A 24,976-nucleotide genomic window follows, 5' to 3' on the forward strand; every position below is an offset into this window, starting at 1 on the left:
GGGCTTGGCGGTAAATGGTCAGAGCAGCTCTAACTGCCCCTTGATCGGGGCGAAGGAGCGACGATGCTCGGGCAAGGGCCCGAGGCGTTCCAGCGCCGCCAGGTGCTCGGGCGTGGCATAGCCCTTGTGGCGGGAGAAACCATATTCGGGATAGAGGCCGTCGAGCGCCACCATCTGGGCGTCACGCGCCACCTTGGCGAGTATCGAAGCGGCGGCGATGGCCGGATGCCTGGCGTCACCCTTCACCACCGCCTGGCCGGGCAGCGGATGGCCCGGGAGCCGATTGCCGTCGACCAGCAGATATTCGGGCTGCAGCGTCAGCGCATCGATCGCCCGGCGCATGGCCAGGTGGGTAGCATGGTAGATGTTCAGCGCATCGACTTCGGCATGGCTCGCCTCGGCCACGGCGAAGGCCAGCGCCTTGTCGCGGATCTCCGCGTCCAGTTCCACGCGACGCTGCGGCGCGAGCTTCTTGGAGTCGGTCAGGCCGGCAATGGGACGCAGCGGATCGAGGATCACCGCCGCGGCGACCACCGCGCCGACCAGCGGGCCGCGGCCCACTTCATCGACGCCGGCCAGCAGGTGGCCCTGGTAGTCGATCACCAGCGGGGAAAGGCCGCCACGTTCATGTCTCGCTCCTGCCGACGCTTCCTGAATCGGACACCATTGCCTCGCTGGCCAGCGACTCGGGCAGTGGGCGGCCCGCCACCACGGCTTCGATGGCTTCCACCGCCCTGGCGCTGGCGTTGCGCTGCAGCCCGGCGTGCAGCGCGGCGAAGCGTGCCTCCAGAGCGCCACGTGCCTCGCCGTCATCGAGCATCGGCCCGAGGCGTTCGACGATGGCCTCGGGCGTGGCGGCATCTTGGATCAGCTCCGGCACCATCGACGCCTGGGCGATCAGGTTAGGCAGCGAGATCCAGGGCGTCTTGACCAGGCGGCTGGCCAACCAGTGGGTGAGCGGCGCCATGCGGTAGGCCACCAGCATGGCACGGTGGCACAGCATCGCCTCCAGGGCGGCGGTGCCCGAGGCGAGCAGCACGGCGTCGCTGGCAACCATCGCCTGGCGCGCCTGGCCATCGAGCAGCGTCAGCCGCTCGGCCAGCAGCGGCCTGGCGTCCAGCAGGCGTTCAAGCTCCTGGCGGCGCAGCGGGGTGGCCGCCGGTATCACGACGCGCAAGTCGGGGCGTTCGCGGCACAGCCGCTCGGCGGCGTCGAGGAAGGTTTCACCGAGAAAGCGGATCTCGTTGGCTCGGGAGCCCGGCAGAACGGCCAGCACCTGGGCATCGAGCGGCAGGCCGATTTCCTCTCGTGCCGCACCGCGATCGTTGACCAGCGGCAGCTCGTCGGCCAGCGGATGCCCGACGAAGGCCACCGGGAGGTGGTGCTGCGCGTAGAAGGCAGCTTCGAAGGGCAGGAAGGTGAGCATCGCATCGACCGACCTGGCGATGCCCTTGACCCGCCCCTGGCGCCAGGCCCAGACGGTGGGGCTGACATAGTGCACGGTAGCGAGCCCCGCCTCGCGCAGCTGGCGCTCCAGGCCGAGGTTGAAGTCGGGGGCATCGATACCGATCATCACGTCCGGCCGCCAGGCCAGGGCGTCGGCACGCAGCGTGCGTCGCACCCGGATCAGCTCGGGCAGGTGCTTGAGCACCTCGACCAGGCCCATCACCGAGAGCGTCTCGAGAGGAAAGCGGCTGTCGATGCCTTCGGCAAGCATGCCCGGGCCGCCGATGCCGCGGAACTCGACGCCGGGATGACGCGCCTTGAGCGCACGCATCAGGCTGGCGCCGAGCAGGTCGCCGGACATCTCTCCGGCGACAATGTAGACACGCGCAAGCTGGCTCATATCAGACCCGTTTCGACGCCAGCTCAGCGAACGATGCCGCGCGACGAAATCTCGATGGAAGCGGCAAAGGCTTCGGTTTCAGGCAGCGCATAGCGGCTGCGGATCTCCTCGAGCGCCTGGGCCACGGTCAGGCCCTGGCGATAAACCAGCCGGTAGGCATCGCCCAGCGCCTTGATCGCCTCGGCGGAAAAGCCGCGCCGCTTCAGTCCGACCAGGTTCAACCCATGGGCCGCGGCAGGGTTGCCGTTGATCAGCACGTAGGCCGGGGTGTCCTTGGTAATGATCGAGCCGCCGCCGGCCATGGCGTGGGCCCCGACGTGGCAGAACTGATGAATGGCGGAGAGGCCGCCGAGGATGACGAAGTTGCCGATAGTGACATGGCCGGCCAGGGTGACCTGGTTGGCGAAGACGCAGTCGCTGCCGATCAGGCAGTCGTGGCCCACGTGGCAGTAGGCCATGAACAGGTTGCGCGAGCCGATGACGGTCTCGCCGCGATCCTGCGCGGTGCCGCGGTGCAGGGTCACGCCCTCGCGAATGACGTTGTCGTCGCCCATGATCAGCCGCGTCGGCTCACCGGCGTATTTCTTGTCCTGGCAGTCCTCGCCCACCGAGGCGAACTGGAAGATCCGGGTGCGTGCACCGAGCACGGTGGGCCCCTTGATGACCACATGCGGCCCGATGCGGCTGCCGGGCCCGATCTCGACGTCGGGTCCAATCACGGAAAAGGGCCCGACCTCGACATCTTCGGCCAAGCGGGCGCTGGGATCGACGATGGCTGTGGAATGAATCAAGCAACCTTCCTCTCAGCACAGATGATATCGGCCTCGCAGACCAGTTCACCGTCTACGGTAGCACGGCAGGCGAACTTCCAGATGCCGCGCTTTTCACGCTCGACCTTGGCTTCCAGCACCAGGCGGTCGCCCGGCATGACCGGCCGCTTGAAGCGCACGTTGTCGCTGCCTACCAGATAATAGACGTAGCCGTCGGCGGGCAGCTTGTTGACGGTCTTGAACCCCAGGATACCGCAGGCCTGGGCCAGGGCTTCAAGCACCAGCACGCCGGGCATGATCGGGTGGTGGGGGAAGTGGCCGTTGAAGAACGGCTCGTTGATGCTGACGTTCTTGTAGGCAACGATGGATTCGCCGAGGCTCAGCGCCGTCACCCGATCGATCAGCAGGAACGGGTAGCGGTGCGGTAGATAATCTCGAATCTCGTTGATGTCCATTACCATCGTAGCGACCTCTGAAATGAAGTAGGGAAGCCAGGCAAGGCAGCAGGTGGCTGCCTCAGGCTTCCCGATACGCCCGCACGTCGGCCGGGCAGGCGATGGATTATAGCGTCGCGCGTCGCCGGCTCAACCCTGCTCGCCGCGCTTCTCCAGCCGCGTCAGTCGACGGGCGATGTCGTCGAGCTGCTTGAAGCGCACCGCGTTCTTGCGCCACTGGGCGTTGTGCATGGCCCCGGTGCCGGATGAATAGATGCCCGCCTCGTGTATCGAATTGGTCACCAGACTCATGCCGGTGACCTGCACGCCGTCGCAGATCGTCAGGTGGCCGGAGATCCCCACGCCCCCGCCCAGCAGGCAGTTGCGCCCGATCCGGGTGGAACCGGCGATACCGACGCAGCCGGCCAGCGCGGTGTGGTCGCCGATGTGGACGTTGTGCGCAATCTGCACCTGGCTGTCGATCTTGACGTCGTTGCCGATCACGGTGTCGTCCAGTGCGCCGCGGTCGATGCTCGAACAACTGCCCACCTCGACGTCGTCGCCCAGCACCACGCCGCCGAGCTGGGCGATCTTGTGCCAGCCGCGACCGTCATGGGCAAAGCCGAAGCCATCGCCGCCGATCACGCAGCCGCTGTGTAGGATGGCGCGCCGGCCGATGGACACGCCATGGCTGACGGTGACGTTGGCATGCAGCAGCGACTGCGCGCCGATACGGGTGCCGGCCCCGATGAAGCAGCCGGCGCCGATCACCACCTCGTCGCCCAGCTCGACGCCGGCCTCGATCACCGCATTGGGCCCGATCTCGACGCGCTCACCGATGGCCACGTCCTCGGCGACCACCGCCGAGGCATGAATGCCGCCGCTCGGCTGGGCCAGGATCGGGTCGAACAGGCGCGACACCTGGGCATAGCCGAGGTAGGGGTTGTCCAGCTCGAGCCTGTCCACCGGACACGAGGCCGCATGCTCCGGATGCAGCAGCACGGCGCCCGCGCGGGTGGCGGCCAGGTCCTTGAGGTAGGAGCGGTTGGCCACGAAGGCGATCTGGTCGGGGCCTGCCCGCTTCAAGGTAGCCAGCCCGGAGAGGCGGCGTGAACCGTCGCCGACGAGCCGGGCACCGAGCCGGTCGGCAATGTCCTGAAGGGTGAGCTGGGGGCGTGATGGCTGTGTCATGGGTATCCGAAGTCGGCAGCGCGCGCGGTTAACCGTCGCGACGGATCAGTTGAGCGAATTGAGGATCTCGGTCACTTCCCGCGTCAGGTTCGGCAGGTCGATCTCGGAGTGCAGCACGCCTTGCGGCTCCACCAGCACCTGGACGCCGTGACGCTGGATCACCTGCTCGACGGCACGCTCGAGCTTGGGCTCGGCTTCCCGCAGGAAGGCCTGCTCCGAGCGCATCTGCTCCTCGAAGATCTGCTGGCGAAGCTGCTCGAAGCGGCTGCCCTTCTGCTGGAATTCCTGCAGCAGCGACTGGCGCTCGGCGTCGGGAAGGCTGCCGCCCTGCTGCAGCCGCTGCTGCAGCTGCTGGAGCTCCTGGCCCAGCGACTGCGCCTCCTGCTGCTGACCGCTCAGCCGGCTCTCCATCTGCTCCATCGAGCGCTGGGCGGCATCGGAAGTCAGCAGCGCCTGGCGCCAGTCCAGCACGGCGACATCCGCCGCCTGGGCAGGAAGGGCCAGGGCGCCGAACAGACCCAGGCAGAGAATGGCGGAAAACTTGCGCATTGCATGATTCCTCGAGCGAATCGGATCAGAAGGTCTGGCCCAGGGAGAATTGGAAGAACTGGGTATCGTCACCGCTCTTGTCGTTGAGCGGCTCGGCAATGCTGAAGGTCAGCGGCCCCACCGGGGTCAGCCAGGAGAGCCCGATGCCCACGCTGTAGCGCAGCTCGCCCAGGTCGACGCCCGACGTGCAGCGCGACGGCTGGTCTTCCGGCATCACGTCGTAGCAGCTGGTCAGGAAGGTGTTGCCGGCATCGAGGAAGAAGCCGGTCTGCAGCGAGCGGTGGTCCTCGACGAAGGGCAGCGGGAAGAGCAGCTCGGCGCTGCCTTCGACCAGCACGTTGCCGCCCAGGGTACGGTCGCGCCCGCCTCGCGCGGCGTGGTGCGCTCGCCCAGGGTGTTGGCGGTGAAGCCACGCACCGAGCCGAGGCCGCCGGCAAAGAAGTTCTCGTAGAACGGATAGGGATCGCTGCCGATGCTGTCGGCATAGCCCAGGGTGGTGCCGAACTTCAGCACCCACGACTGCTCCTCGTTGAGCGGGAACAGCTGCTGGGTGCGGGCGCGCAGCTTGACGTAGTCGGCGTCGCTGCCCGGGGCGGCGGTTTCCAGCGCCAGGCGCTGGTAGTTGCCGTCGGTCGGCATGATGCCGCGGTTCAGGTTGTTGCGCGTCCAGCTGGCGGTCAGCTTGAGGCTCTGGGCGTTGTCGCCCTGGTCCTCGACGTAGCGCACGATCTCGGAGGCCGTGTCGCGGTAGGTCTTGACCGTCAGGTCCTCGACGCTGGCGCCGAAGTTGAGCCGCGACAGCTCGCTGACCGGGTAGCCGAAATTGATCCCCGCACCGTAGGCGTCGGTGGAGTAGGTCGAGATGTCGGAGTCTTCGTAGTCGGTCTCGCGGTAGAACAGGTTGTAGCCGCGCGAGATGCCGTCCAGCGTCCAGTACGGGTCGGTGAAGCCGAAGTTGAGGCTGGTGAAGGTATCGCTGCGCTGCGCACCGATGTTGACCCGGTTGCCGGTGCCCAGGAAGTTGTTCTGGGCCAGCGCCAGGCCGTAGATCACCCCGGCGCTCTGGGAGAAGCCGACGCTTGCCGAGATCGAGCCGGAGGGCTGCTCCTCGACGGTATAGGTGACGTCGAGCTTGTCGGGCTCGCCGGCCACCGGCTGGGTTTCCACCTCCACCTGGCGGAAGAAGCCCAGGCGCTCGAGGCGCCGGCGCGACTGGCTGATCGACTCGGTGGAGGCCGGCGCCCCCTCCATCTGGATCATCTCGCGGCGCAGCACCTCATCCTGGGTGCTGGTGTTGCCGATGAAGTTGATGCGCCGCACGTAGGCACGCTGACCCGGCTCGACGCGGAAGGTCAGGTTCACGGTACCGTCGGCACCGGGCTCCGGTACGCCGTCGACGCGCGCGAAGGCGAACCCCTCGGCCCCAAGCCGCGAGCGCAACGCCTCGGTGGAGGCAGTGACGTCGGTGCGCGAGAAGATCTGGCCACGCTCGACCTGCAGCAGCTCGCGCGCCTCGCGCTCGCTGATCTGCAGATCGCCGGCGAAGCGGATGTCGCCAAGGCGGAACTGGCTGCCCTCGTCGACGTTGACGGTGACGAAGATCTGCGACTTGTCGGGGCTGATCGAGACCTGGGTGGAGGTGATGGCGAAGTTGACGTAGCCACGGTCGAGATAGAACGAGCGCAGCCGCTCCAGGTCGCCAGCCAGCGCCTCGCGGGAATATTCGTCGCGGGAGAACCAGCCGAAGAAACGACCGGGACGGTCGTTGAGCTCGAACACATCGCGCAGCTGGTCGTCATCGAAGTGGCGGTTGCCGACGATATTGATCTGGCGGATCTTGGCCACCGCCCCTTCGTTGATCTCGATGTCGACCTGGACCCGTCCCTGGTCGATCTCGCGCACATTGGTCTCGATGCGGGCGCTGTAGCGGCCCTGCGCCTGATAGACGCCCTCGAGCTCGCGCTGGATCTCCTCCAGGGTCGAGATCTGCAGCACCTGGCCTTCGACCAGGCCCGCCTGGCGCAGGCCATCGCGCAGGTCGCTTTCGGAGAGCCGGCGATTGCCGCTGATGTTGAGCCGCGAGATGGTCGGCCGCTCGACGACCTGGATCACCAAGACGTCGCCGTCGCGGGCAAGCTCGATATCGTCGAACAGCCCGGTGGCGAACAGGCTGCGGACCGCTTCGGCCAGCTCCCGGTCATCCACGCGATCGCGAGCGCTGATGGGAAAGGCGTTGAAGACGGAAGCCGCGGAAACCCGCTGCAATCCCTCCACGCGAATATCGGTAACTTCGAAAGGTTCGGCCAGCACCGTAGTGGAACTGGCCAGCAGCAGTGCCGCCAATCCGAGGGTCTTGATCTTCATGCAGTCGCTTCGCTCGCGTTGATCCGCCTGCCTATCCAGAACAGGCACCTTATACATATGTGCGGGTGACTGACAAGGCTGGAGCGACGCTCCGCCCTGTGCGCCCCCAGTGGGGGATGAGTCGCTCGCTACCAGAGACGCATTAAATCGAAATACAAGGCCATCAGCATCAGCGTGGCGACCATGGCCAGGCCGATGCGCAGCCCGATCGCCTGGACCTGCTCGGATACCGGCCGCCCGCGAACCGCCTCGACGAAATAATAAAGCAGATGGCCGCCATCCAGCACCGGTATCGGCAGCAGGTTGAGCACCGCCAGGCTGATGGAGAGGTAAGCCAGGAAACTGACGAAGGTCTCCAGGCCGGAGCGTGCCGTGTCCCCGGCCATCTGGGCGATGGTGATGGGGCCGGACAGGTTGGTGGGCGAGATCAGCCCCACCAGCATCTTGCGGATGGCATCGAGGGTCAGCACCGTCATCTCGCCGGTACGCGACACCGCCTGGCCGATCGCGGCCACCGGACCGTAGCGAATCTCGCGGCGGAATTCCTCCGGCCACTCCACCGGGGCCACGCCGGCCCCGACATAGCCGATCGAGGCGCCGCCCTCGAGCTCGCGCTCGCCCGGCACCAGGGTCGTCTCGAAGCGCGTATCGCCACGCGCCACCTCGAGTGCCAGCGCCTCTCCCGGACTTTCGCGCACGGTGTTGACGAACGCCATCCAGTCATCCACCGCACGGCCGTTGACGCTCAGCACCTCATCGCCGCTGGCAAGTCCCGCCCGGGCCGCGGCTTCACCCTCGATCACCTGCCCCAGCACAGCCGGGAACGGCGGCTGCCAGGGGTGATGCCCAGCGTCGCCAGCGGCTGCGGTGGATCCTGGCGGACCAGGTAGCTCTGCACCGGCAGGCGATGCTCGCGAGTCCGCTCCGAGGTTCCGTCGCGGGCCTCCACGACGAGATCGCCGCTGAGTCCGATCAGCGCCACCAGCCGCAGGTTGATCTCCTCCCACGAGCGCACGGCGTCGCCCTGTACCGCCACGATCTCCTGGCCGCTGGAAAGACCGCTGCGCGCCGCCGGGGAGTCCGGCACCACCCCTCCCACCACCGGAGCCACGGTGGTCATGCCGGCAACGAATAGCGCCCAGTAGGCGACGATGGCGAGCAGGAAGTTGGCCAGCGGGCCGGCGGCAACGATGGCGATACGCTGCCACACCGTCTTGCGGTTGAAGGCTTCGTGCAACTGCGCCTCGGGCACCGGGCTTCGCGCTCATCGAGCATCTTGACGTAGCCGCCGAGCGGAATCGCCGCCACGGCGAACTCGGTTCCGTGGCGGTCGACCCGCGACCAGATCGGCTTGCCGAACCCCACCGAAAAGCGCAGCACCCGCACGCCGCAGCGACGCGCCACCCAGTAGTGACCGAACTCGTGGAAGGTGATCAGCAGACCCAGCACCACGATGACGGCCAGTATGTTCTGGATCAGGCCCAAGTCAGCCTCCTTGATGATGACGTGTAAGCGAGTGCGGCAGGCTCAGCGCTGTTGCAGCCACTGCCTGGCCAGCGTGCGTGCGTGCGCATCCATCGCAAGAATGGTGTCGAGATCGCGCCCCGCCTCCACCGGCAGGGCATTCAGGGTCGCCTCGACCAGCTCGCCGATGCCGACGAAGGGCAGCCGGCCGGACAGGAAGGCGTCCACCGCCACCTCGTTGGCGGCATTGAGCACCGCGGGCGCCGTGCCGCCCGCTGCCATGGCGTCACGCGCCAGGCGCAGGCAGGGAAGGCGCGCTCGTCGGGCGCCTCGAAGTCGAGCCGGGCGATCTGGAACAGGTCCAGCGCCTCGACCCCGGCATCGATGCGCTCCGGCCACGCCAGGCCGTAGGCGATCGGCGTGCGCATGTCGGGGTTGCCCAACTGCGCCAGCACCGAGCCGTCGCTATAGGCAGCCATCGAGTGGATCACACTTTGCGGATGCACCACCACCTGGATCTGCTCCGGCCGCGCATCGAACAGCCAGCACGCCTCGATCAGCTCCAGCCCCTTGTTCATCAGGGTGGCACTGTCCACGGAGATCTTGCGACCCATCGACCAGTTGGGATGCGCGCAGGCCTGTTCCGGGGTGACGCTAGCCAGCCGTGCCGCGCTCCAGCCGCGGAACGGCCCGCCGGAAGCGGTCAGCAGCAGCTGCGTCACGCCATGGCGCGCCAGGCCGCCGCGATGCTCGGAGGGTAGACACTGGTAGATAGCATTATGTTCGGAATCGATCGGCAGCAGCGTGGCGCCATGGCGCTCGACGGCTTCCATGAATAGCGCCCCGGACATCACCAGCGCTTCCTTGTTGGCCAGCAGCACGCGCTTGCCGCCGCGCACCGCGGCCAGCGTCGGCAACAGCCCCGCGGCGCCGACGATGGCTGCCATCACCACGTCGACCTCGACCGCACCGGCTGCCTCGACGAGTGCCTCGTCGCCGGCGCGCACCTCCACGGCCAGCCCCGCCTCGGTCAGCCGGGCGCGCAGCCAGGCGGCATCGTGCTCCGTGCCCAGCACCGCCATGCGGGGGCGATGGCGCAGGCACTGCGCCAACAGCGCCTCGCGAGAGCGATGCGCGGTCAGCGCATGCACCCGGTAGCGCTCGGGGTGCCGCGCCACTACGTCGAGCGTACTTTTGCCGATAGAGCCGGTCGCCCCCAGTACCGTGACGCACTGCTGCCGCATGCTTACAGCACTCCCAGCGAGAGCAGCGCGAACAGCGGCACCGCCGCCGTCAGGCTGTCGATGCGGTCGAGCACGCCGCCATGGCCCGGCAGCAGGTTGCTGGAGTCCTTGATGCCGCGGAAGCGCTTGAGCATGCTCTCGAACAGGTCGCCCATCACCGAGACCAGCGTCACGATCGCCGTGACCACGATCAGCCCCAGGCCGGCCGCCGCACCCAGCTCCTGCCAGGTGGCGAATACCAGCGCCAGCACCAGCGTCACCGACATCCCACCGGCCACGCCTTCCCACGACTTGCCCGGGCTGACCGCCGGCGCCAGCTTGCGCCGGCCCCAGGCGCGGCCGCTGAAATAGGCGCCGATGTCGGCTCCCCATACCAGCAGCAGCACGTAGAGCAGCCAGATGCCGCCGGTATCGCGCAGCACGTTGAAGCCGACCCAGGTCGGCAGCAGCACCCACAGCCCCATGGCCAGGCGCATGGCCATGGACTGCCACTGTTCACTGCGCGCAGGGTACTGAACGATCCAGTAGAGGTTGACCAGCCAGCCCGCCAGCGCCAGCCACAGGAGCCCGACCGACAGCGCGGCGCCCGCTCCCCACAGCACGAGCATCAGCAGCGCCATGCCCGCCACCAGGGCCAGCCGCCGAGTCGTCTCTCCGACCCCGGCCAGATTGGTCCATTCCCAGGTGGCCAGCAGCACGATGCCCCCGGTAAAGGCGGCGAAGGCGCTGCCGGAAAGGCCGAACAGGCCGGCCAGCATCAGCGGCGCCAGCCACACCGCCGTAATGACTCGCTGTCTAAGCACCCTCAGCCTCGATCTGTTCGTCGGTCATGCCGAAGCGGCGCTGCCGTCGGCGGAAGTCGTCGAGGGCGAGATCGAAGGACTCGCCGTCGAAGTCGGGCCACAGCTGTGGCGTGAAGTAGAGCTCGGCATAGGCCATCTGCCACAGCAGGAAGTTGGAGATGCGCTGCTCGCCGCTGGTACGGATGCACAGATCCACCGGGGCATCGTCGCCCAGGCACAGCTCCTGCTGCAGGCGCGCCTCGTCGATGGCCGCCGGGTCCAGCTCGCCGTTCCGGCTCTTGAGAGCCAGTCGCCGCGCCGCCTCGGTGATGTCCCACTGGCCGCCGTAGTTGGCCGCGATCACCAGGTGCATGCGCCGGTTGTCGCGGGTCAGCGCCTCGGCGCGGGCGATGTACTTCTGGATCGAGGCGGAGAAGGCAGTGCGATCACCGATCACCGTGAGGCGGATATCGTTGTCATGGAGCTTCTTCACTTCCCGCTTGAGCGCGAGGAGGAAGAGCTCCATCAGCGCGCTGACTTCCGCTTCGGGGCGGCGCCAGTTCTCGCTGGAGAAGGCGAACAGGGTCAGGGTTTGTACGCCGCGCTCGGCGGCGCGCCGGATCACGGCGCGTACGGCTTCCACGCCGGCGCGGTGCCCGCGCACTCCGGATAATCCGTGGGCGCGCGCCCAGCGGTTGTTGCCGTCCATGATGATGGCCACATGTCGCGGCACGTTCGAACCGAACGCGGCCGGCTGCGACTCTGGGGTTTGCGCTGACGTCATGATGTCTCGCAATGGGGATGGGAGGACCGGGCAGCGGCACACAGGCCGTGCCCGGCGCGGCTCAGACCTGCATCAGGTCGTGTTCCTTCACTTCGAGCTGCTTGTCAATCTCGGCGATATACTTATCGGTCAGCTTCTGAATGACATCCTCGGCACGGCGCTGCTCGTCCTCGGAGATCTCCTTCTCCTTGAGCAGGTTCTTGAGATCGTTGTTGGCATCGCGACGCACGTTGCGCACTGCCACCCGGCCGTTCTCGGCCTCGGCGCGGGCCTGCTTGATGTAGCCCTTGCGGGTCTCTTCGGTCAGCATCGGCATCGGCACGCGGATGACATTGCCGGCGCTGGAGGGGTTGAGGCCCAGGTCGGAGCTCATGATCGCCTTCTCGATCTTGGGCACCATGTTCTGCTCCCAGGGCACCACCGAGAGGGTGCGGGCGTCCTCGACGTTGACCGAAGCCACCTGATTGAGCGGTACCTGGCTGCCGTAGTAGTCCACGGTGACCGAATCGAGAATGCTGGCGTGGGCACGCCCGGTACGGATCTTGTTGAAATTGGCATGAAGGGCGTCGAGGCTCTTCTTCATGCGGCTTTCGGCATCTTTCTGGATCTCATTGATCACGGTGTCAACCTCTGTCTATCAGCGTGCCTTCCTTGCCGCCCACTACCAGGTTCAGCAGGGCGCCCGGCTTGTTCATGTTGAAGACGCGTACCGGCATGTCATGGTCCCGCACCAGGCAGATAGCGGTCAAATCCATGATACCGAGCTTCTGGTCAAGGGCGTCATCGTAGCTCAACTGATCGTACTTGACCGCATCGCTGTGCTTCACCGGATCCTTGTCGTAGACCCCGTCCACCTTGGTGGCCTTTACCACCACGTTGGCGTCGATCTCGATGCCGCGCAGGCAGGCGGCGGAGTCGGTGGTGAAGAAGGGGTTGCCGGTGCCGGCGGAGAACAATACCACGTCTCCGGAGGTGAGGTAGCGAATGGCGGTGCGGCGGTCGTAGTGTTCCACTACCCCGCTCATGGGAATGGCCGACATGACGCGCGAGCGGATATTGGAGCGCTCCAGGGCGTCGCGCATGGCCAGGGCGTTCATCACCGTGGCCAACATGCCCATGTGGTCGCCGGTGACCCGGTCCATGCCCGCTTCATTCAGCGCGGCCCCGCGAAACAGGTTGCCACCACCGATCACGATCCCCACCTGCACACCAATGCCCACCAGTTGGCCGATCTCCAGCGCCATGCGGTCCAGCACCTTGGGGTCGATGCCGAAGTCATGCTCGCCCATCAGCGCCTCGCCGGAGAGCTTGAGCAGGATACGCTTGTATTTCGACTTCTCGGTACGGGTCTTGGTGCTGTCGATCTGATCGGTCGTGGGCATGGCCTTCTCCTTGGGCATCAGCAGAGCGAGCGAATGGCCGGATGCACCGGCCGGATACGCAACGGCGTGCGCTTGCGCGCACGCCGTACAGGGACTGGAACCTCTGACCTCAGCGACGGCCAGCCTGTTCCATGACTTCCTTGGCGAAGTCGACCTCTTCCTTCTCGATGCCTTCGCCCACTTCGAAGCGAATGAAGCGAACCACCTCACCGCCAGCCGCCTTGACGAAGTCAGTGACGGTCTGGTTGGGGTCCTTGACGAAAGGCTGTTCGGTCAGGCTGTTCTCGGCCAGGTACTTCTTCAGGCGGCCTTCGACCATCTTCTCGGCGATCTGCTCGGGCTTGCCGGCCATGTCCGGCTGGGCCAGGATGATCGCCTTCTCCTTGTCGAGCTGCTCCTGCGGCATGTCCTCGGGACGCGCCACGGCCGGGTTGATCGCGGCCACGTGCATGGCGACGTCCTTGGCCACTTCGCTGTTGCCGCCCTTGAGCACGGTCAGCACGCCGATACGGCCGCCGTGGACGTACTCTCCCACCAGCTCGCCGGCGCCGGCCTCGACCAGCACACAGCGACGCACGCCGATGTTCTCGCCGATCTTCTGTACCAGCTGCTCGCGTGCGGTCTCGATCTCGCCGGCGGTCACGGCGGCGACGTCTTCGCTCTTGGCGGCGAAGAAGGCGTCGACCACCTTGTCGGCGAAGGCCTTGAAGTTGGCGTCACGGGCGACAAAGTCGGTCTCGGAGTTGATCTCGACCACTACGCCATAGCTGCCGTCTTCGGCGACACGAGTCACCACGGCGCCTTCGGCGGCGGTGCGGCCGGCCTTCTTGGCGGCCTTCAGACCGGAGCTTTTGCGCAGGTTGTCGATCGCAACTTCGATGTCACCCTCTGCTTCGGTGAGTGCCTTCTTGCACTCCATCATGCCGAGGCCGGTACGCTCGCGCAGTTCCTTGACCTGGGAGGCACTGATCGCTGCCATGGAATTCACCTCTTGATAGTTGAACCCGGGACTGGTTCGACCGGGGAGATAAGGGCGCCGGACCGCGAGTCCGGAAAATTCTGCCCCGCCAAGGCGGGGAAGAGGAGCGGCCGGCTCGCCGGCCGCACCACCCGGACCGACATGCGGCCCGGGCAGCTCGCCGTTACTCGGCGGCGGCGGTGGCGTCGCCGCCTTCACTCTCGGTGACCTCGACGAATTCGTCGGGGCGGCCTTCCTTCGCACGTGCGCAGGCATTGGCGATCGCCTGGACGTAGATCTGGATGGCACGAATGGAGTCATCGTTGCCCGGGATCACGTAGTCGACGCCATCCGGATCGGAGTTGGTGTCCACCACGCCGATGACCGGGATGCCGAGCTTGTTCGCCTCGTTGATGGCGATGCGCTCGTGGTCCACGTCGATCACGAACAGCGCGTCGGGCAGGCCGCCCATTTCCTTGATACCGCCGATGGAACGCTCGAGCTTCTCCTGCTCGCGGGTCGCCATCAGGACTTCTTTCTTGGTCAGCTTGTCGAAAGTGCCGTCCTCGCGCATGGTCTCGAGGTCGCGCAGACGCTTGATCGACTGACGAATGGTCTTGTAGTTGGTCAGCATACCGCCGAGCCAGCGATGATTGACGAAGGGCATACCGACGCGGGTTGCCTCTTCCTTGATGATCTTGCTGGCGCTGCGCTTGGTGCCGACGAACATGATCTTGTTGTTCGACGCCGCCATCTTCTCGACCACGTCGATCACCTCGTTGAGGGCCGGCAGGGTGTGCTCGAGGTTGATGATGTGAATCTTGTTACGTGCACCGAAGATGTACTTGCCCATCTTCGGGTTCCAGTAACGGGTCTGGTGACCGAAGTGTGCGCCCGCCTTGAGCAGGTCGCGCATATTGACGTGTGCCATGGATGACTCCTGAAAAATCGGGTTAGGCCTCCACGCACCCCATGGATCCGACTGACGGGATGAACCGCGACAGCACCCGGGACCATGTGCCGGTGCGTGTGTGTTTTCAAGGCTGTGTCTGCACTTTACGACGCTGCCTCACAGCGACTGCCGGCTGAGTCGGCGCCTTCACCGACGGCGAGCCGCATGGCCAACACCGCCTGGGGAAGATGCGCGCTCCGCCGCCGGCTGCCAGGATAGCTCGGCGGGCCGCAGGGCGACGATTGCAGTAAAGCGCGCGGCTTTATACCATAGTTCGCTAGCGAGATGAAGTCGCCCGCCGCTCTTACCGCCTTAATTGCCGGCGCCGCCACCCGCAGCCAGCGAGAGTCCATGAACATACCCATCAAGACCCCTGACGAGATCGAGAAGATGCGTGAGGCGGGCCGCCAGGCCGCCAGCGTGCTAGAAATGATCGCGCCCCATGTGCAGGCCGGCGTCTCCACCGGGGAGCTCGACCGCCTGTGCCACGATTTTATCGTCAACGAGCTGGGCTCCACCCCGGCGCCGCTCGATTATCACGGCTTTCCCAAGTCAATCTGCACCTCAATCAACCATGTGGTGTGTCACGGCATTCCCGCCGCTGACAAGAAGCTCAAGAAAGGCGACATCATGAACATCGATGTCACCGTGAAGACCGCTGCCGGCTACCACGGCGACTCCAGCGTCATGTTCATCGTCGGCGAGAACATCCAGGGCGAGCGGCTGTGCCGGGTGACCCAGGAATGCCTCTACCGTAGCATCGCTTTGGTGCGCCCGGGTGCGCGCCTGTCCGAACTGGCACGCGCCATCCAGGAGCACGCCGAGACCAACGGCTATTCGGTGGTACGCGACTTCTGCGGCCACGGCATCGGCGCCACCTTCCATGAAGACCCGCAGGTGCTGCACTACGACGGCTACGCCCCCGAAGCGGACGCCGTGCTGCGCGCCGGCATGTGCCTGACCATCGAACCGATGATCAACGTCGGCAGCCACCAGACCAAGGTACTGCGCGACGGCTGGACCGCGGTGACTCGCGACAAGAGCCTTTCCGCGCAGTGGGAGCATACGCTGCTGGTCACCGAGACCGGCGTCGAGGTGCTCACGGCACGCCACGAGGAAGATCTCTCCTTCCTCGACCACCGAGTCGAGACCGCCATGCTGCTGCACCACTATCGCTTCGCGCCCGACCCCACGCTGTTCGATGCCGAGCAGTTTACCCGCGAGCTGGCCGGCACCCGCTCGCCTATCGCACCGTTCAAGGCCGCACTGCGGGAAATCCAGCAGCGGCTCGACGAACGCTTCCGCGCCGGGGCCGACATTCGCGATCTGGTGCATGGCCGCGCCTGGTGCCTCGACCAGCTGCTCGGCGTGGCCTGGTCGCTGCAGGCGTGGCCCGACGACGGCGTGGCGCTGCTCGCCGTGGGCGGCTACGGCCGCGGCGAGCTGCACCCGCACTCCGACGTCGACCTCATGCTGCTGCTGGCCCACGACGACGACACCCCTACCGCGACGCCCTGACCGCCTTCATCACCTTCCTCTGGGACATCGGCCTGGAGATCGGCCACAGCGTGCGCTCGCTCGCCGACTGCGAGCGCGAGGCCGCAGGCGACATCACCATCATTACCAACCTGATGGAGTCGCGCACCCTGGCCGGCCCCGAATCGCTGCGCAAGGCCATGAAGGAGCGTATCGCGCCCGAAGCCATGTGGCCGGCGGCGCGCTTCTTCGAGGCCAAGTGGCAGGAGCAGATCAGCCGCCATCACCGCTTCAACAACACCGAGTATCACCTCGAGCCCAATATCAAGAGCTCACCGGGCGGCTTGCGCGACATCCAGATGATCGGCTGGGTAGCCAAGCGTCATTTCGGCAGCCAGCGCTATGAGGACCTGGTCGCCGAAGGCTTCATGAACGACGCCGAGCTGCGCATCCTGAGCCAGGGCCAGGCCTTCCTATGGCAGGTGCGCTATGCGCTGCACATGCTCACCGACCGCGCCGAGGATCGCCTGCTGTTCGATCACCAGCGCACCATCGCCGAGCTGTTCGGCTTTCGCGACACTCCCGAACGCCTCGCCGTCGAGCAGTTCATGAAGCGCTACTATCGCCATGTCACGGCGCTGGCCGGGCTCAACGACATGCTGCTGCAGCACTTCGACGAGGCCATCCTGCGTGGCGGCGAGCGTCTGGAGACGCACCCCTCAACGAGCGCTTCGAGATCGAGGGCAGCTACATCCAGGCGCGCCAGCGCTCGGTGTTCCGCGACCACCCCTCGGCGCTGCTCGAACTGTTCCTGCTGATGGCGGAGCACCCCGAAATCGAGGGCGTGCGCGCCGACACCATCCGCCTGATCCGCGACCATCGCCACCAGATCGACGACTTCTACCGCGACGACCCCCGGCATCAGCACCTGTTCATGTCGCTGCTGTGCTCCAGCGGCAACGTGGCGCGCCAGCTGCGGCGCATGAATCGCTACGGCGTGCTGGGCAAGTACCTGCCGGAGTTCGGCCAGGCGGTGGGGCTGATGCAGCACGACCTGTTCCACATCTACACCGTGGATGCCCACACCCTGCGCCTGCTCAAGTTCATTCATCAGTTCCGCAAGCCCGAGGCACGCGAGGAATTCCCGGTGGCGGCGGCACTGGTGCATCAGCTGCCCAAACTCGAGCTGCTGTGGATCGCCGGGCTCTATCACGATATCGGCAAGGGGCGCGGCGGCGACCACTCGATTCTCGGCGCCCGCGACGTGGAGCGCTTCGCCGAACGCCACGGCCTGACCAGCCGCGACACCCGACTGGTGAGCTGGCTGGTGGAGAACCACCTGCTGATGTCGATGGTGGCTCAGAAGCGCGACATCACCGACCCCGACGTGATCCGCGAATTCGCCGCCCATGTCGGTGACGAGACCCGCCTGGACTACCTCTACGTGCTGACGGTGGCCGACATCAACGCCACCAACCCGACGCTGTGGAACGGCTGGCGCGCCTCGCTGCTGCGCCAGCTCCACGCCGAGACCAAGCGCGCCCTGCGCCGCGGCCTGGACAACCCGCTCGACCGCGACGACTGGGTGCACGAAACGCGCTGCGAGGCGCGCTCGCTACTGTCGGCGGTGGGCGCCGAGCTGGAACGGGTCGAGCGCCTGTGGGAGCTGCTCGGCGAGGAGTATTTCCTGCAGTACGCGCCGAGCGAGATCGTGTGGCAGACCCTGGGCATTCTTGCCCATCGCGAATCCCCGCTGCCGCTGGTGTTGATCAGCGCACCGACCGACGACATGTCCGAGGGCGGCACCAAGGTGTTCATCCACACCCGCTCGGTGGACGACCTGTTCGCCGCCACCGCCGCGGCCATGGAACAGCTCGGGCTGTCGATCCACGACGCCCGCATCGCCACCTCGAGCAACGACTGGACGCTCAACACTTTCATCGTGCTCGACGACCAGGGACGCGCCATCCGCGATCCGCTGCGCATCGAGGAAATCCGCGCCCACCTGGTCGAAGAGCTCGATGACCCCGACGACTATCCGCAAATCGTGACCCGCCATACGCCGCGCCAGCTGCGCCACTTCAAGGTGCCCACTGAAGTGCTGATCGAGCAGGACCCGGCCAACGAGCGCACCCTGCTGGAGCTGACCGCGCCCGACCGCCCCGGCCTGCTGGCCCGGGTGGGGCGCATCTTCATGGAACAAGACATCTCGCTCTCGGCGGCCAAGATCGCCACCCTGGGCGAGCGCGTGGAGGACGTCTTCTTCATCACCGACAAGGCCGGCGCACCGCTGACCGATCCCGAGCGCCAGCAGCGCCTGCGCGAGCGACTGATCGAGGTACTCAACGTGGCGGGCTGAGGCCTGCCGCGACTGGCTGGCGCCAAGCGCACGGGATTTGAGGCGAGTGGGGGCCTTCCCTATAATCGGCGCTCTGCCCGCAGCCACGATAACGACGCCGCTCCACGGCGCCTGGACACCGATGAACCCCGATCTCGACGCCTTGAAGCCCTACCCCTTCGAGAAGCTTGCCGCGCTGAAGGCCGGCGTGACGCCTCCCGCAGGGCTTGCCCACATTCCGCTGACCATCGGCGAACCGCAGCACGCACCCTTCGCCGCCGCCCTGCAGACCCTGCAGGCGCATCAGCTCGACTTCGCCCGCTATCCGGCCACCGCCGGTATCGCCGAGCTGCGCGGGGCCATCGCCGCCTGGGCCACACGACGCTTCAAGCTTGACGGGCTCGACCCCGAGCGCCAGGTGCTGCCGGTCAACGGCACCCGCGAGGCGCTCTTCGCCTTCGTCCAGGCGACGCTGGACCGCACCCGCCCGGCCCGGGTGGCGGTGCCCAACCCCTTCTATCAGATCTACGAAGGCGCTACCCTGCTCGCCGGGGGCCAGCCGCTCTACCTCGACTGCCGGGCCGAGCACGGCTTCCGCCCCGACTTCGATGCCGTGCCGGCCGAGGTGTGGCGCGAGGTGCAGATCCTCTTCCTCTGCTCGCCGGGCAACCCCACCGGTGCGGTGACCCCGCTCGCCGAGTTCAAGAAGCTGATCGCCCTGGCCGACGAGTTCGACTTCATCATCGCCTCCGATGAGTGCTACTCCGAGCTCTACCTGGACGAAGCCGCGCCGCCGCCGGGGCTGCTGGAGGCCTGTGCCACCCTTGGCCGCCACGACTTCCGCCGCTGCCTGGTGTTCCACTCGCTTTCCAAGCGCTCCAACCTGCCGGGGCTGCGCTCGGGCTTCGTCGCCGGCGACGCCGAGCTGATCGCGCCGTTCAAGCGCTATCGCACCTATCACGGCTGCGCCATGTCGCTGCCGCTGCAGCACGCCTCGATCACCGCCTGGAACGACGAGGCCCACGTGCGCGCCAATCGCGACGCCTACCGCGAGAAGTTCGCCGCGGTCACCGAGATCCTCGCCCCGGTGCTTGAATTTCCCGTGCCCGAGGCCAGCTTCTACCTATGGCCGGCAGTGCCCGGCGGCGATGACGAGGCCTTCACCCGCGAGCTGTTTGCCGCCGACCACGTCAGCGTGCTGCCCGGCAGCTATATGGGTCGCCAGGGCACCGATGGCACCAATCCCGGTGCCGGGCGCATCCGCCTGGCGCTGGTGGCCGAGCTCGAACCCACCGTAGAGGCGGCCCGACGCATTCGCCGTTTCATCGAAAGGAGGGCATGATGGCGACCCTGTACGTGATCAAGAGCTGCGATACCTGTCGCAAGGCCCGCAAGGCGCTGGATGAGAAGGAATCCCCTATCAGGTGCATGACCTACGCGAGGACGGCCTCTCCGCCGCCCTGCTCGAGCATCTCCTCGAGCGCGTGCCGGTGCTGGAGGTGCTCAACCGGCGCAGCACCACCTGGCGCAACCTCCCCGAGGAGGACAAGCAGGAGATCGACGCCAACAAGGCGCGCGAGCTGATCATGGCCAACCCCACGCTGCTCAAGCGGCCGCTGCTCGACATCGGCGATACGCTGCGTGTCGGCTATCGCGACGGCGACTACGACGACCTCAAGGTTGACCCCCTTACTCCCATCAAGACGCGAGGACACCCCATGCTGAGCTTTGCCTTCGGAATCGGCACCCAGAACACCCAGGGCGATTGGCTGGAGATCTACTACCCGGCGCCGCTGCTCAAGCCGGAAGCCAGCCTGGTGGAAGCCATCGGCCAGGTGCTCGAGGTGCCGGCCGGCAACAGCGCCGTCAGCTTCCTGCCAGAGCACTGCGCCACGCTGGCCGAGGCACTCAAGGCCGCGGGGCAGGCCGCCCAGGCGGAGCTGGTCGAGGCACTGGCCGCCAGCCAGCGGCCGCTGGTCGCCACCTTCCTCGAGCACGACGCGGCACCGCAGAGCGTGCCCGAGGTGTACCTCAAGCTGCACCTGCTGTCGCACCGCCTGGTCAAGCCGCACGGGGTCGACCTGACCGGCATGTTCGGCCTGCTGCACAACGTGGCCTGGACCAGCGAAGGGCCGATCGACATCGACGAGCTGCCGGCACGCCGCCTCAAGGCGCGCCTGGAGGGCCGCACCCTGTCGGTGGACTGCGTGGACAAGTTTCCCAAGATGACCGATTACGTGGTGCCGAGCGGCGTGCGCATCGGCGACACCGCCCGGGTACGCCTGGGCGCCTACCTTGGCGAAGGCACCACCGTGATGCACGAGGGCTTCGTCAACTTCAATGCCGGCACCGAAGGCCCCGGCATGATCGAAGGGCGCATCTCCGCTGGCGTGGTGGTGGGCAAGGGCTCCGACCTGGGCGGCGGCTGCTCCACCATGGGTACCCTCTCCGGCGGCGGCAACCTGGTCATCAAAGTGGGCGAAGGCTGCCTGATCGGGGCCAACGCCGGCATCGGCATCCCGCTGGGCGACCGCTGCACCGTCGAGGCGGGGCTCTATATCACCGCCGGGGCCAAGGTCACCCTGCTCGATGACCAGGGCCAGGTGGTCAAGACCGTGGCGGCCCGCGAGCTGGCCGGCCACAGCGACCTGCTGCTGCGCCGCAATTCCCAGAACGGGCGCATCGAGTGCCTGACCAACAAGAGCGCCATCGCGCTGAACGAAGCGCTGCACGCCCACAACTGAGGCGCGAAGGCGGCACCGTCCGGTGCCGCCCGCCCCATCTCCGGAACCTGCATGTCCTCGACGACTTCTGAGCTGTCCCCCACCCTGGACCTGGCCATGGCGCTGATGCGCCTGCCCTCGGTCACCCCCGACGACCTGGGCTGCCAGGCGCTGATGATCGAGCGCCTCGAACGCCTCGGCTTTCATATCGAACGGCTGCCCTTCGGCGATGTAGAGAATTTCTGGGCGACCCACGGCCATCACGGCCCGGTGCTGGCCTTCGCCGGCCACACCGACGTGGTGCCGAGCGGCCCCCATGTGCACTGGAGCACCCCGCCCTTCGAGCCCAGCATCGACGCCGACGGCATGCTGCGCGGGCGCGGCGCGGCCGACATGAAGGGCAGCCTGGCGGCGATGGTCACCGCCGTGGAGCGCTTCGTCACCGCCCACCCCGACCACCATGGGCGCATCGCCTTTCTGGTCACCTCCGACGAGGAGGGACCGGCGGTGGACGGCACCCGCGCCGTGGTCGAGCACCTGCGCGAGCGCCACGAACGGCTCGACTACTGCATCGTCGGCGAGCCCTCCTCCACCGAGGCGCTGGGCGACGTGATCAAGAACGGCCGCCGCGGCTCGCTGGGCGGCGTACTGCACATCAAAGGCATTCAGGGTCACGTGGCCTACCCGCACCTGGCACGCAATCCCATTCACCAGGCGATGCCGGCGCTCGACGCCCTGATACAGGAGCACTGGGACAGCGGCAACGCCTTCTTCCCGGCCACCAGCTTCCAGATCTCCAACATCCGCGCCGGCACCGGCGCCACCAACGTGATTCCCGGCGACGTGGAAGTGGTGTTCAACTTCCGCTTCTCCACCGAAGTGACCCACGAGCAGCTGCGCAGCCGAACCCAGACGATCCTCGACACCCATGGCCTCGAGTACCAGCTTGATTGGACGCTCAACGGCGAGCCGTTCCTGACCGCCGAAGGCGAACTGGTGGAAGCCGCCCTGCACGGCGTGGAAACGGTGCTTGGCCGCCGCCCGCGGCTCTCCACCAGCGGCGGCACGTCTGACGGGCGTTTCATCGCCACACTGGGCACCCAGGTAGTGGAGCTGGGGCCGTGCAACGCCACCATTCACCAGACCAACGAACGCGTGCGCGCCGCCGACCTCGACGACCTCAGCCGGATCTACGAAGCGATCCTGGCCAAGCTGTTCGTCAACGGTACCGCCAAGCCCTGAACGCGCCGAGAGAGGACGCCATGCCAGACCAGCCCGACACCCCATTGCGCTACCCGGACATCGAGATCTACCTGCGCCAGGCCCTGCTCCCGGCCATCGACGCCTGGCTCGGCGAGACGCTGGATGCCGCCCGCTGCGCGGTGCCGGGCGCAACCGCTGGCAGACCCGCGGCCACCGCGATGGACACGAGGTGCCGGTGCTGCTGGTCGAGAAAGCCGCCGACGGCTTCGCCAGCCTGTGGTTCGACAGCGCCCACACGCCGTGGCCGCGCGATGCCGACTGCGCCCGCGACGCCGCCGCCCGGCTCGGCTGCGAGGTACGCTGCTCGCTCGGCGGCTGGCAGCCCGGCGACGACCCCGACCGCTTCTGGCAGGTGCTTCCCGACGGCCATGAAGGCGCCATCGACTGGCCCGACTCCGGCCAGTGACCCGAAACGACATCGCCCCGCATGTTTGAAACATGCGGGGCGATGAGCAGGGATAGAGCGAAACGCAATGCGAGAAGCTGCGAGCGATGGCCAGGCTAGGCGGGATCGCAGTGAGAGAGCGGAGCTTACGTTAGTCAATGAGCCCTCGCGCTGCCATTCCCACACCGCCTGGTCGAGCGCAGCCGCTATCCTAAGTGATTACCGTGACGTCGTCGGCCTGCAGCCCCCGATCATTTTCGATCACGTGGTAGCGCACCTTCTGCCCTTCGGCCAGGGTGCGGTGACCGCGACCGCGAATGGCGCGGAAGTGCACGAAGACGTCCTCGCCGCTTTCGCGCTTGATGAAACCATAGCCCTTGTTGACATTGAACCACTTGACCTCGCCGATCTCGCGATCGTCGTCCTCTACCTCGGCCAGCACGGCCAGGCGGGGGCTAAGCGCATGAGTGGCCAGGGTGGCGATCAGCAGCAGCAGCATTACTGCGGCTGCTACGGCAACATAGACTAGGGCGACAGCCTCGACCTCGAGCAGGGCAAACAGCGAATGCGCCAGCCCGTCCCCCGTCAGCGACAGGAACAGGGCGATCAGCAGCGGTGCCGGCAGCGCCAACAGCAGACTGATCAGCGTACAGCGAATGATAACCTTGCGATTCATGGATCCGTATTGCTCACTTGTTATGTGGAAATTGGCGAAACAGGATATCCAATGACGACGCGACACAGGGGACCGTCGACCAATGAAGGTGTCACGATGAACAGCGACACGCAGCGCGAAGATTCTAGCATGAGCCCGGAGGCTTCGCTTGCCACCCGGCTGGACGCCCTGGAGAGCCGTATCGCCTACCAGGAACACTGGCTTGATACGCTGGATGAGGCAGTGGCCGGGCAGGAGCGACGCCTGGCCCAGTTGGAGCGCATCAATGCGCTGATGCAGGAGAAGCTGCGTTACCGCGCAGCAGGTGCTGCAGGAAGCGGAGATGGCGGCACCGTCACCGCAGGATGAGGTGCCGCCGCACTATTGAGCGGTTCTGTATCAAGGACTGGCGAGGATGGCTCGCGCCTTTACCTAGCGTCGCTGCTCAGACGAGATCGTCCAGGTAGCGCTCCGCATCCAGCGCCGCCATGCAGCCGGTGCCGGCGGAGGTCACCGCCTGGCGGTAGACGTGATCCATCACGTCGCCGGCGGCGAACACGCCGGGAATGCTGGTGGCGGTGGCATTGCCCTCAAGGCCGGACTTCACCTTGATGTAGCCGTCATGCATCTCGAGCTGGCCCTCGAAGATGCCGGTGTTCGGGCTGTGGCCGATGGCAATGAACACGCCGGGGGCCTGGATTTCTTTCACGGTGTCATCGAGGGTGGAGCGAATGCGCACCCCGGTGACCCCGCTGGCGTCGCCCAGCACCTCCTCCACCACGTAGTTCCATTCCAATACCACGTTGCCGCTCTCGGCCTTCTCGCGCAGCCGGTCCTGCAGGATCTTCTCGGCGCGCAGCGTGTCGCGGCGATGCACCAGGGTCACCTTGGCGGCGATGTTGGAAAGGTAGAGCGCCTCCTCCACGGCGGTGTTGCCGCCGCCCACCACCACCACCTCCTGGTTGCGGTAGAAGAAGCCGTCGCAGGTCGCGCAGGCCGATACCCCTTGCCCCATGAACTGCTGCTCCGAGGGCAGCCCCAGGTAGCGGGCGCTGGCGCCGGTGGCGACGATCAGCGCATCGCAGGTGTAGCTGCCGCTGTCACCCTTGAGGGTGAAGGGGCGGTGCTGCAGATCCACCTCGTGGATGTGGTCGAACAGGACCTCGGTGTCGAAGCGCTCGGCGTGGCGCTTCATGCGCTCCATCAGCTCGGGCCCCTGGACGCCGGCGTCGTCGCCGGGCCAGTTGTCCACCTCGGTGGTGGTGGTCAGCTGGCCGCCGGCCTGGATACCGGTAATCAGCACCGGCTTGAGGTTGGCCCGCGCCGCGTAGACGGCGGCGGTATAGCCGGCCGGACCGGAGCCGAGAATGATCAGGCGGTGATGACGCACATCGCTCATGCAGGAGTCCTCGCAAC

18 protein-coding genes and 7 pseudogenes are annotated in these 24,976 nt (G+C 66.7%); 8 read left to right on the forward strand and 17 right to left on the reverse strand.

Annotated features, from left to right (window positions below; translation table 11 throughout):
- Positions 1 to 18: 18 nt before the first annotated feature.
- The 15 genes and pseudogenes from rnhB to rpsB form a co-directional block, all read right to left on the reverse strand.
- Positions 19 to 606: a ribonuclease HII gene (rnhB, locus tag ACUDAL_RS13840; RefSeq protein WP_444679386.1), complete on the reverse strand. Its 588-nt coding sequence runs from the start codon at positions 604 to 606 to the stop codon at positions 19 to 21.
- 19 nt (positions 607 to 625) lie between these two features.
- Positions 626 to 1,846 (reverse strand): lipid-A-disaccharide synthase, encoded by a 1,221-nt coding sequence (gene lpxB, locus ACUDAL_RS13845; protein ID WP_444678526.1) that lies wholly within the window; start codon positions 1,844 to 1,846, stop codon positions 626 to 628.
- A 23-nt stretch (positions 1,847 to 1,869) separates the two neighbouring features.
- Positions 1,870 to 2,637: an acyl-ACP--UDP-N-acetylglucosamine O-acyltransferase gene (lpxA, locus tag ACUDAL_RS13850; RefSeq protein ID WP_444678527.1), complete on the reverse strand. Its 768-nt coding sequence runs from the start codon at positions 2,635 to 2,637 to the stop codon at positions 1,870 to 1,872.
- Positions 2,634 to 3,077 carry a 3-hydroxyacyl-ACP dehydratase FabZ gene (gene fabZ / locus ACUDAL_RS13855; RefSeq protein WP_444678528.1) on the reverse strand — a complete coding sequence of 148 codons (444 nt, stop codon included), beginning with the start codon at positions 3,075 to 3,077 and terminating at the stop codon, positions 2,634 to 2,636. Before fabZ ends, lpxA begins: the two co-directional genes overlap by 4 nt.
- A gap of 123 nt (positions 3,078 to 3,200) precedes the next feature.
- Complete coding sequence (gene lpxD / locus ACUDAL_RS13860; RefSeq protein ID WP_444678529.1) at positions 3,201 to 4,241, reverse strand: UDP-3-O-(3-hydroxymyristoyl)glucosamine N-acyltransferase; 1,041 nt, start codon at positions 4,239 to 4,241, stop codon at positions 3,201 to 3,203.
- 45 nt (positions 4,242 to 4,286) lie between these two features.
- Positions 4,287 to 4,790 carry an OmpH family outer membrane protein gene (locus ACUDAL_RS13865; protein WP_444678530.1) on the reverse strand — a complete coding sequence of 168 codons (504 nt, stop codon included), beginning with the start codon at positions 4,788 to 4,790 and terminating at the stop codon, positions 4,287 to 4,289.
- Positions 4,791 to 4,815: 25 nt separating this feature from the next.
- A pseudogene (bamA, locus tag ACUDAL_RS13870) lies at positions 4,816 to 7,154 on the reverse strand (outer membrane protein assembly factor BamA).
- A 128-nt stretch (positions 7,155 to 7,282) separates the two neighbouring features.
- Positions 7,283 to 8,639 (reverse strand): annotated as a pseudogene (rseP, locus tag ACUDAL_RS13875) (RIP metalloprotease RseP).
- 42 nt (positions 8,640 to 8,681) lie between these two features.
- Positions 8,682 to 9,862 (reverse strand): annotated as a pseudogene (ispC, locus tag ACUDAL_RS13880) (1-deoxy-D-xylulose-5-phosphate reductoisomerase).
- A gap of 2 nt (positions 9,863 to 9,864) precedes the next feature.
- Positions 9,865 to 10,665 (reverse strand): phosphatidate cytidylyltransferase, encoded by an 801-nt coding sequence (locus tag ACUDAL_RS13885; RefSeq protein WP_444678531.1) that lies wholly within the window; start codon positions 10,663 to 10,665, stop codon positions 9,865 to 9,867.
- Positions 10,658 to 11,428 (reverse strand): polyprenyl diphosphate synthase, encoded by a 771-nt coding sequence (gene uppS, locus ACUDAL_RS13890; RefSeq protein ID WP_444678532.1) that lies wholly within the window; start codon positions 11,426 to 11,428, stop codon positions 10,658 to 10,660. The genes ACUDAL_RS13885 and uppS overlap by 8 nt, the downstream gene beginning before the upstream one ends.
- A 61-nt stretch (positions 11,429 to 11,489) precedes the next feature.
- The gene (gene frr, locus ACUDAL_RS13895) at positions 11,490 to 12,047 is read right to left on the reverse strand and encodes a ribosome recycling factor (protein ID WP_444678533.1); all 558 of its coding nucleotides are present in this window, start codon (positions 12,045 to 12,047) and stop codon (positions 11,490 to 11,492) included.
- Between the two features lie 4 nt (positions 12,048 to 12,051).
- A complete protein-coding gene (pyrH, locus tag ACUDAL_RS13900) occupies positions 12,052 to 12,810 on the reverse strand; it encodes a UMP kinase (protein ID WP_444678534.1) in 759 nt (252 codons plus the stop codon).
- A gap of 109 nt (positions 12,811 to 12,919) precedes the next feature.
- Complete coding sequence (tsf, locus tag ACUDAL_RS13905) at positions 12,920 to 13,789, reverse strand: translation elongation factor Ts (protein WP_444678535.1); 870 nt, start codon at positions 13,787 to 13,789, stop codon at positions 12,920 to 12,922.
- A gap of 163 nt (positions 13,790 to 13,952) precedes the next feature.
- Positions 13,953 to 14,699, reverse strand: a complete 747-nt coding sequence (gene rpsB / locus ACUDAL_RS13910; RefSeq protein WP_444678536.1) for a 30S ribosomal protein S2 — start codon at positions 14,697 to 14,699, stop codon at positions 13,953 to 13,955.
- Positions 14,700 to 15,071: 372 nt separating this feature from the next.
- Between rpsB and map the strand changes: the two are divergent.
- The 7 genes and pseudogenes from map to ACUDAL_RS13945 form a co-directional block, all read left to right on the forward strand.
- A pseudogene (gene map, locus ACUDAL_RS13915) lies at positions 15,072 to 15,857 on the forward strand (type I methionyl aminopeptidase); the annotation flags it as partial.
- Between the two features lie 18 nt (positions 15,858 to 15,875).
- A pseudogene (locus ACUDAL_RS13920) lies at positions 15,876 to 18,555 on the forward strand ([protein-PII] uridylyltransferase).
- 121 nt (positions 18,556 to 18,676) lie between these two features.
- Positions 18,677 to 19,876: a succinyldiaminopimelate transaminase gene (dapC, locus tag ACUDAL_RS13925; protein ID WP_444678537.1), complete on the forward strand. Its 1,200-nt coding sequence runs from the start codon at positions 18,677 to 18,679 to the stop codon at positions 19,874 to 19,876.
- 157 nt (positions 19,877 to 20,033) lie between these two features.
- Positions 20,034 to 20,144, forward strand: a pseudogene (locus ACUDAL_RS13930) (ArsC/Spx/MgsR family protein); the annotation flags it as partial.
- Between the two features lie 108 nt (positions 20,145 to 20,252).
- A complete protein-coding gene (gene dapD, locus ACUDAL_RS13935; protein ID WP_444679387.1) occupies positions 20,253 to 21,278 on the forward strand; it encodes a 2,3,4,5-tetrahydropyridine-2,6-dicarboxylate N-succinyltransferase in 1,026 nt (341 codons plus the stop codon).
- A 51-nt stretch (positions 21,279 to 21,329) separates the two neighbouring features.
- Positions 21,330 to 22,499 carry a succinyl-diaminopimelate desuccinylase gene (gene dapE, locus ACUDAL_RS13940; RefSeq protein WP_444678538.1) on the forward strand — a complete coding sequence of 390 codons (1,170 nt, stop codon included), beginning with the start codon at positions 21,330 to 21,332 and terminating at the stop codon, positions 22,497 to 22,499.
- A gap of 20 nt (positions 22,500 to 22,519) precedes the next feature.
- Positions 22,520 to 22,926, forward strand: a pseudogene (locus ACUDAL_RS13945) (hypothetical protein).
- Positions 22,927 to 23,116: 190 nt separating this feature from the next.
- Here ACUDAL_RS13945 and ACUDAL_RS13950 read toward each other — a convergent pair.
- Positions 23,117 to 23,581 (reverse strand): cold-shock protein, encoded by a 465-nt coding sequence (locus ACUDAL_RS13950; protein WP_444678539.1) that lies wholly within the window; start codon positions 23,579 to 23,581, stop codon positions 23,117 to 23,119.
- A 129-nt stretch (positions 23,582 to 23,710) separates the two neighbouring features.
- Here ACUDAL_RS13950 and ACUDAL_RS13955 point away from each other — a divergent pair, with 129 nt between their 5' ends.
- Entirely contained in the window at positions 23,711 to 23,929 is a 219-nt protein-coding gene (locus ACUDAL_RS13955; protein WP_444678540.1) for a SlyX family protein, read from the forward strand.
- A 76-nt stretch (positions 23,930 to 24,005) separates the two neighbouring features.
- Here ACUDAL_RS13955 and trxB read toward each other — a convergent pair whose 3' ends face one another.
- Complete coding sequence (gene trxB / locus ACUDAL_RS13960; protein WP_444678541.1) at positions 24,006 to 24,959, reverse strand: thioredoxin-disulfide reductase; 954 nt, start codon at positions 24,957 to 24,959, stop codon at positions 24,006 to 24,008.
- Between the last annotated feature and the right edge of the window lie 17 nt (positions 24,960 to 24,976).

The organism is Halomonas sp. E19, assembly GCF_052439355.1.
Classification (GTDB): domain Bacteria; phylum Pseudomonadota; class Gammaproteobacteria; order Pseudomonadales; family Halomonadaceae; genus Halomonas.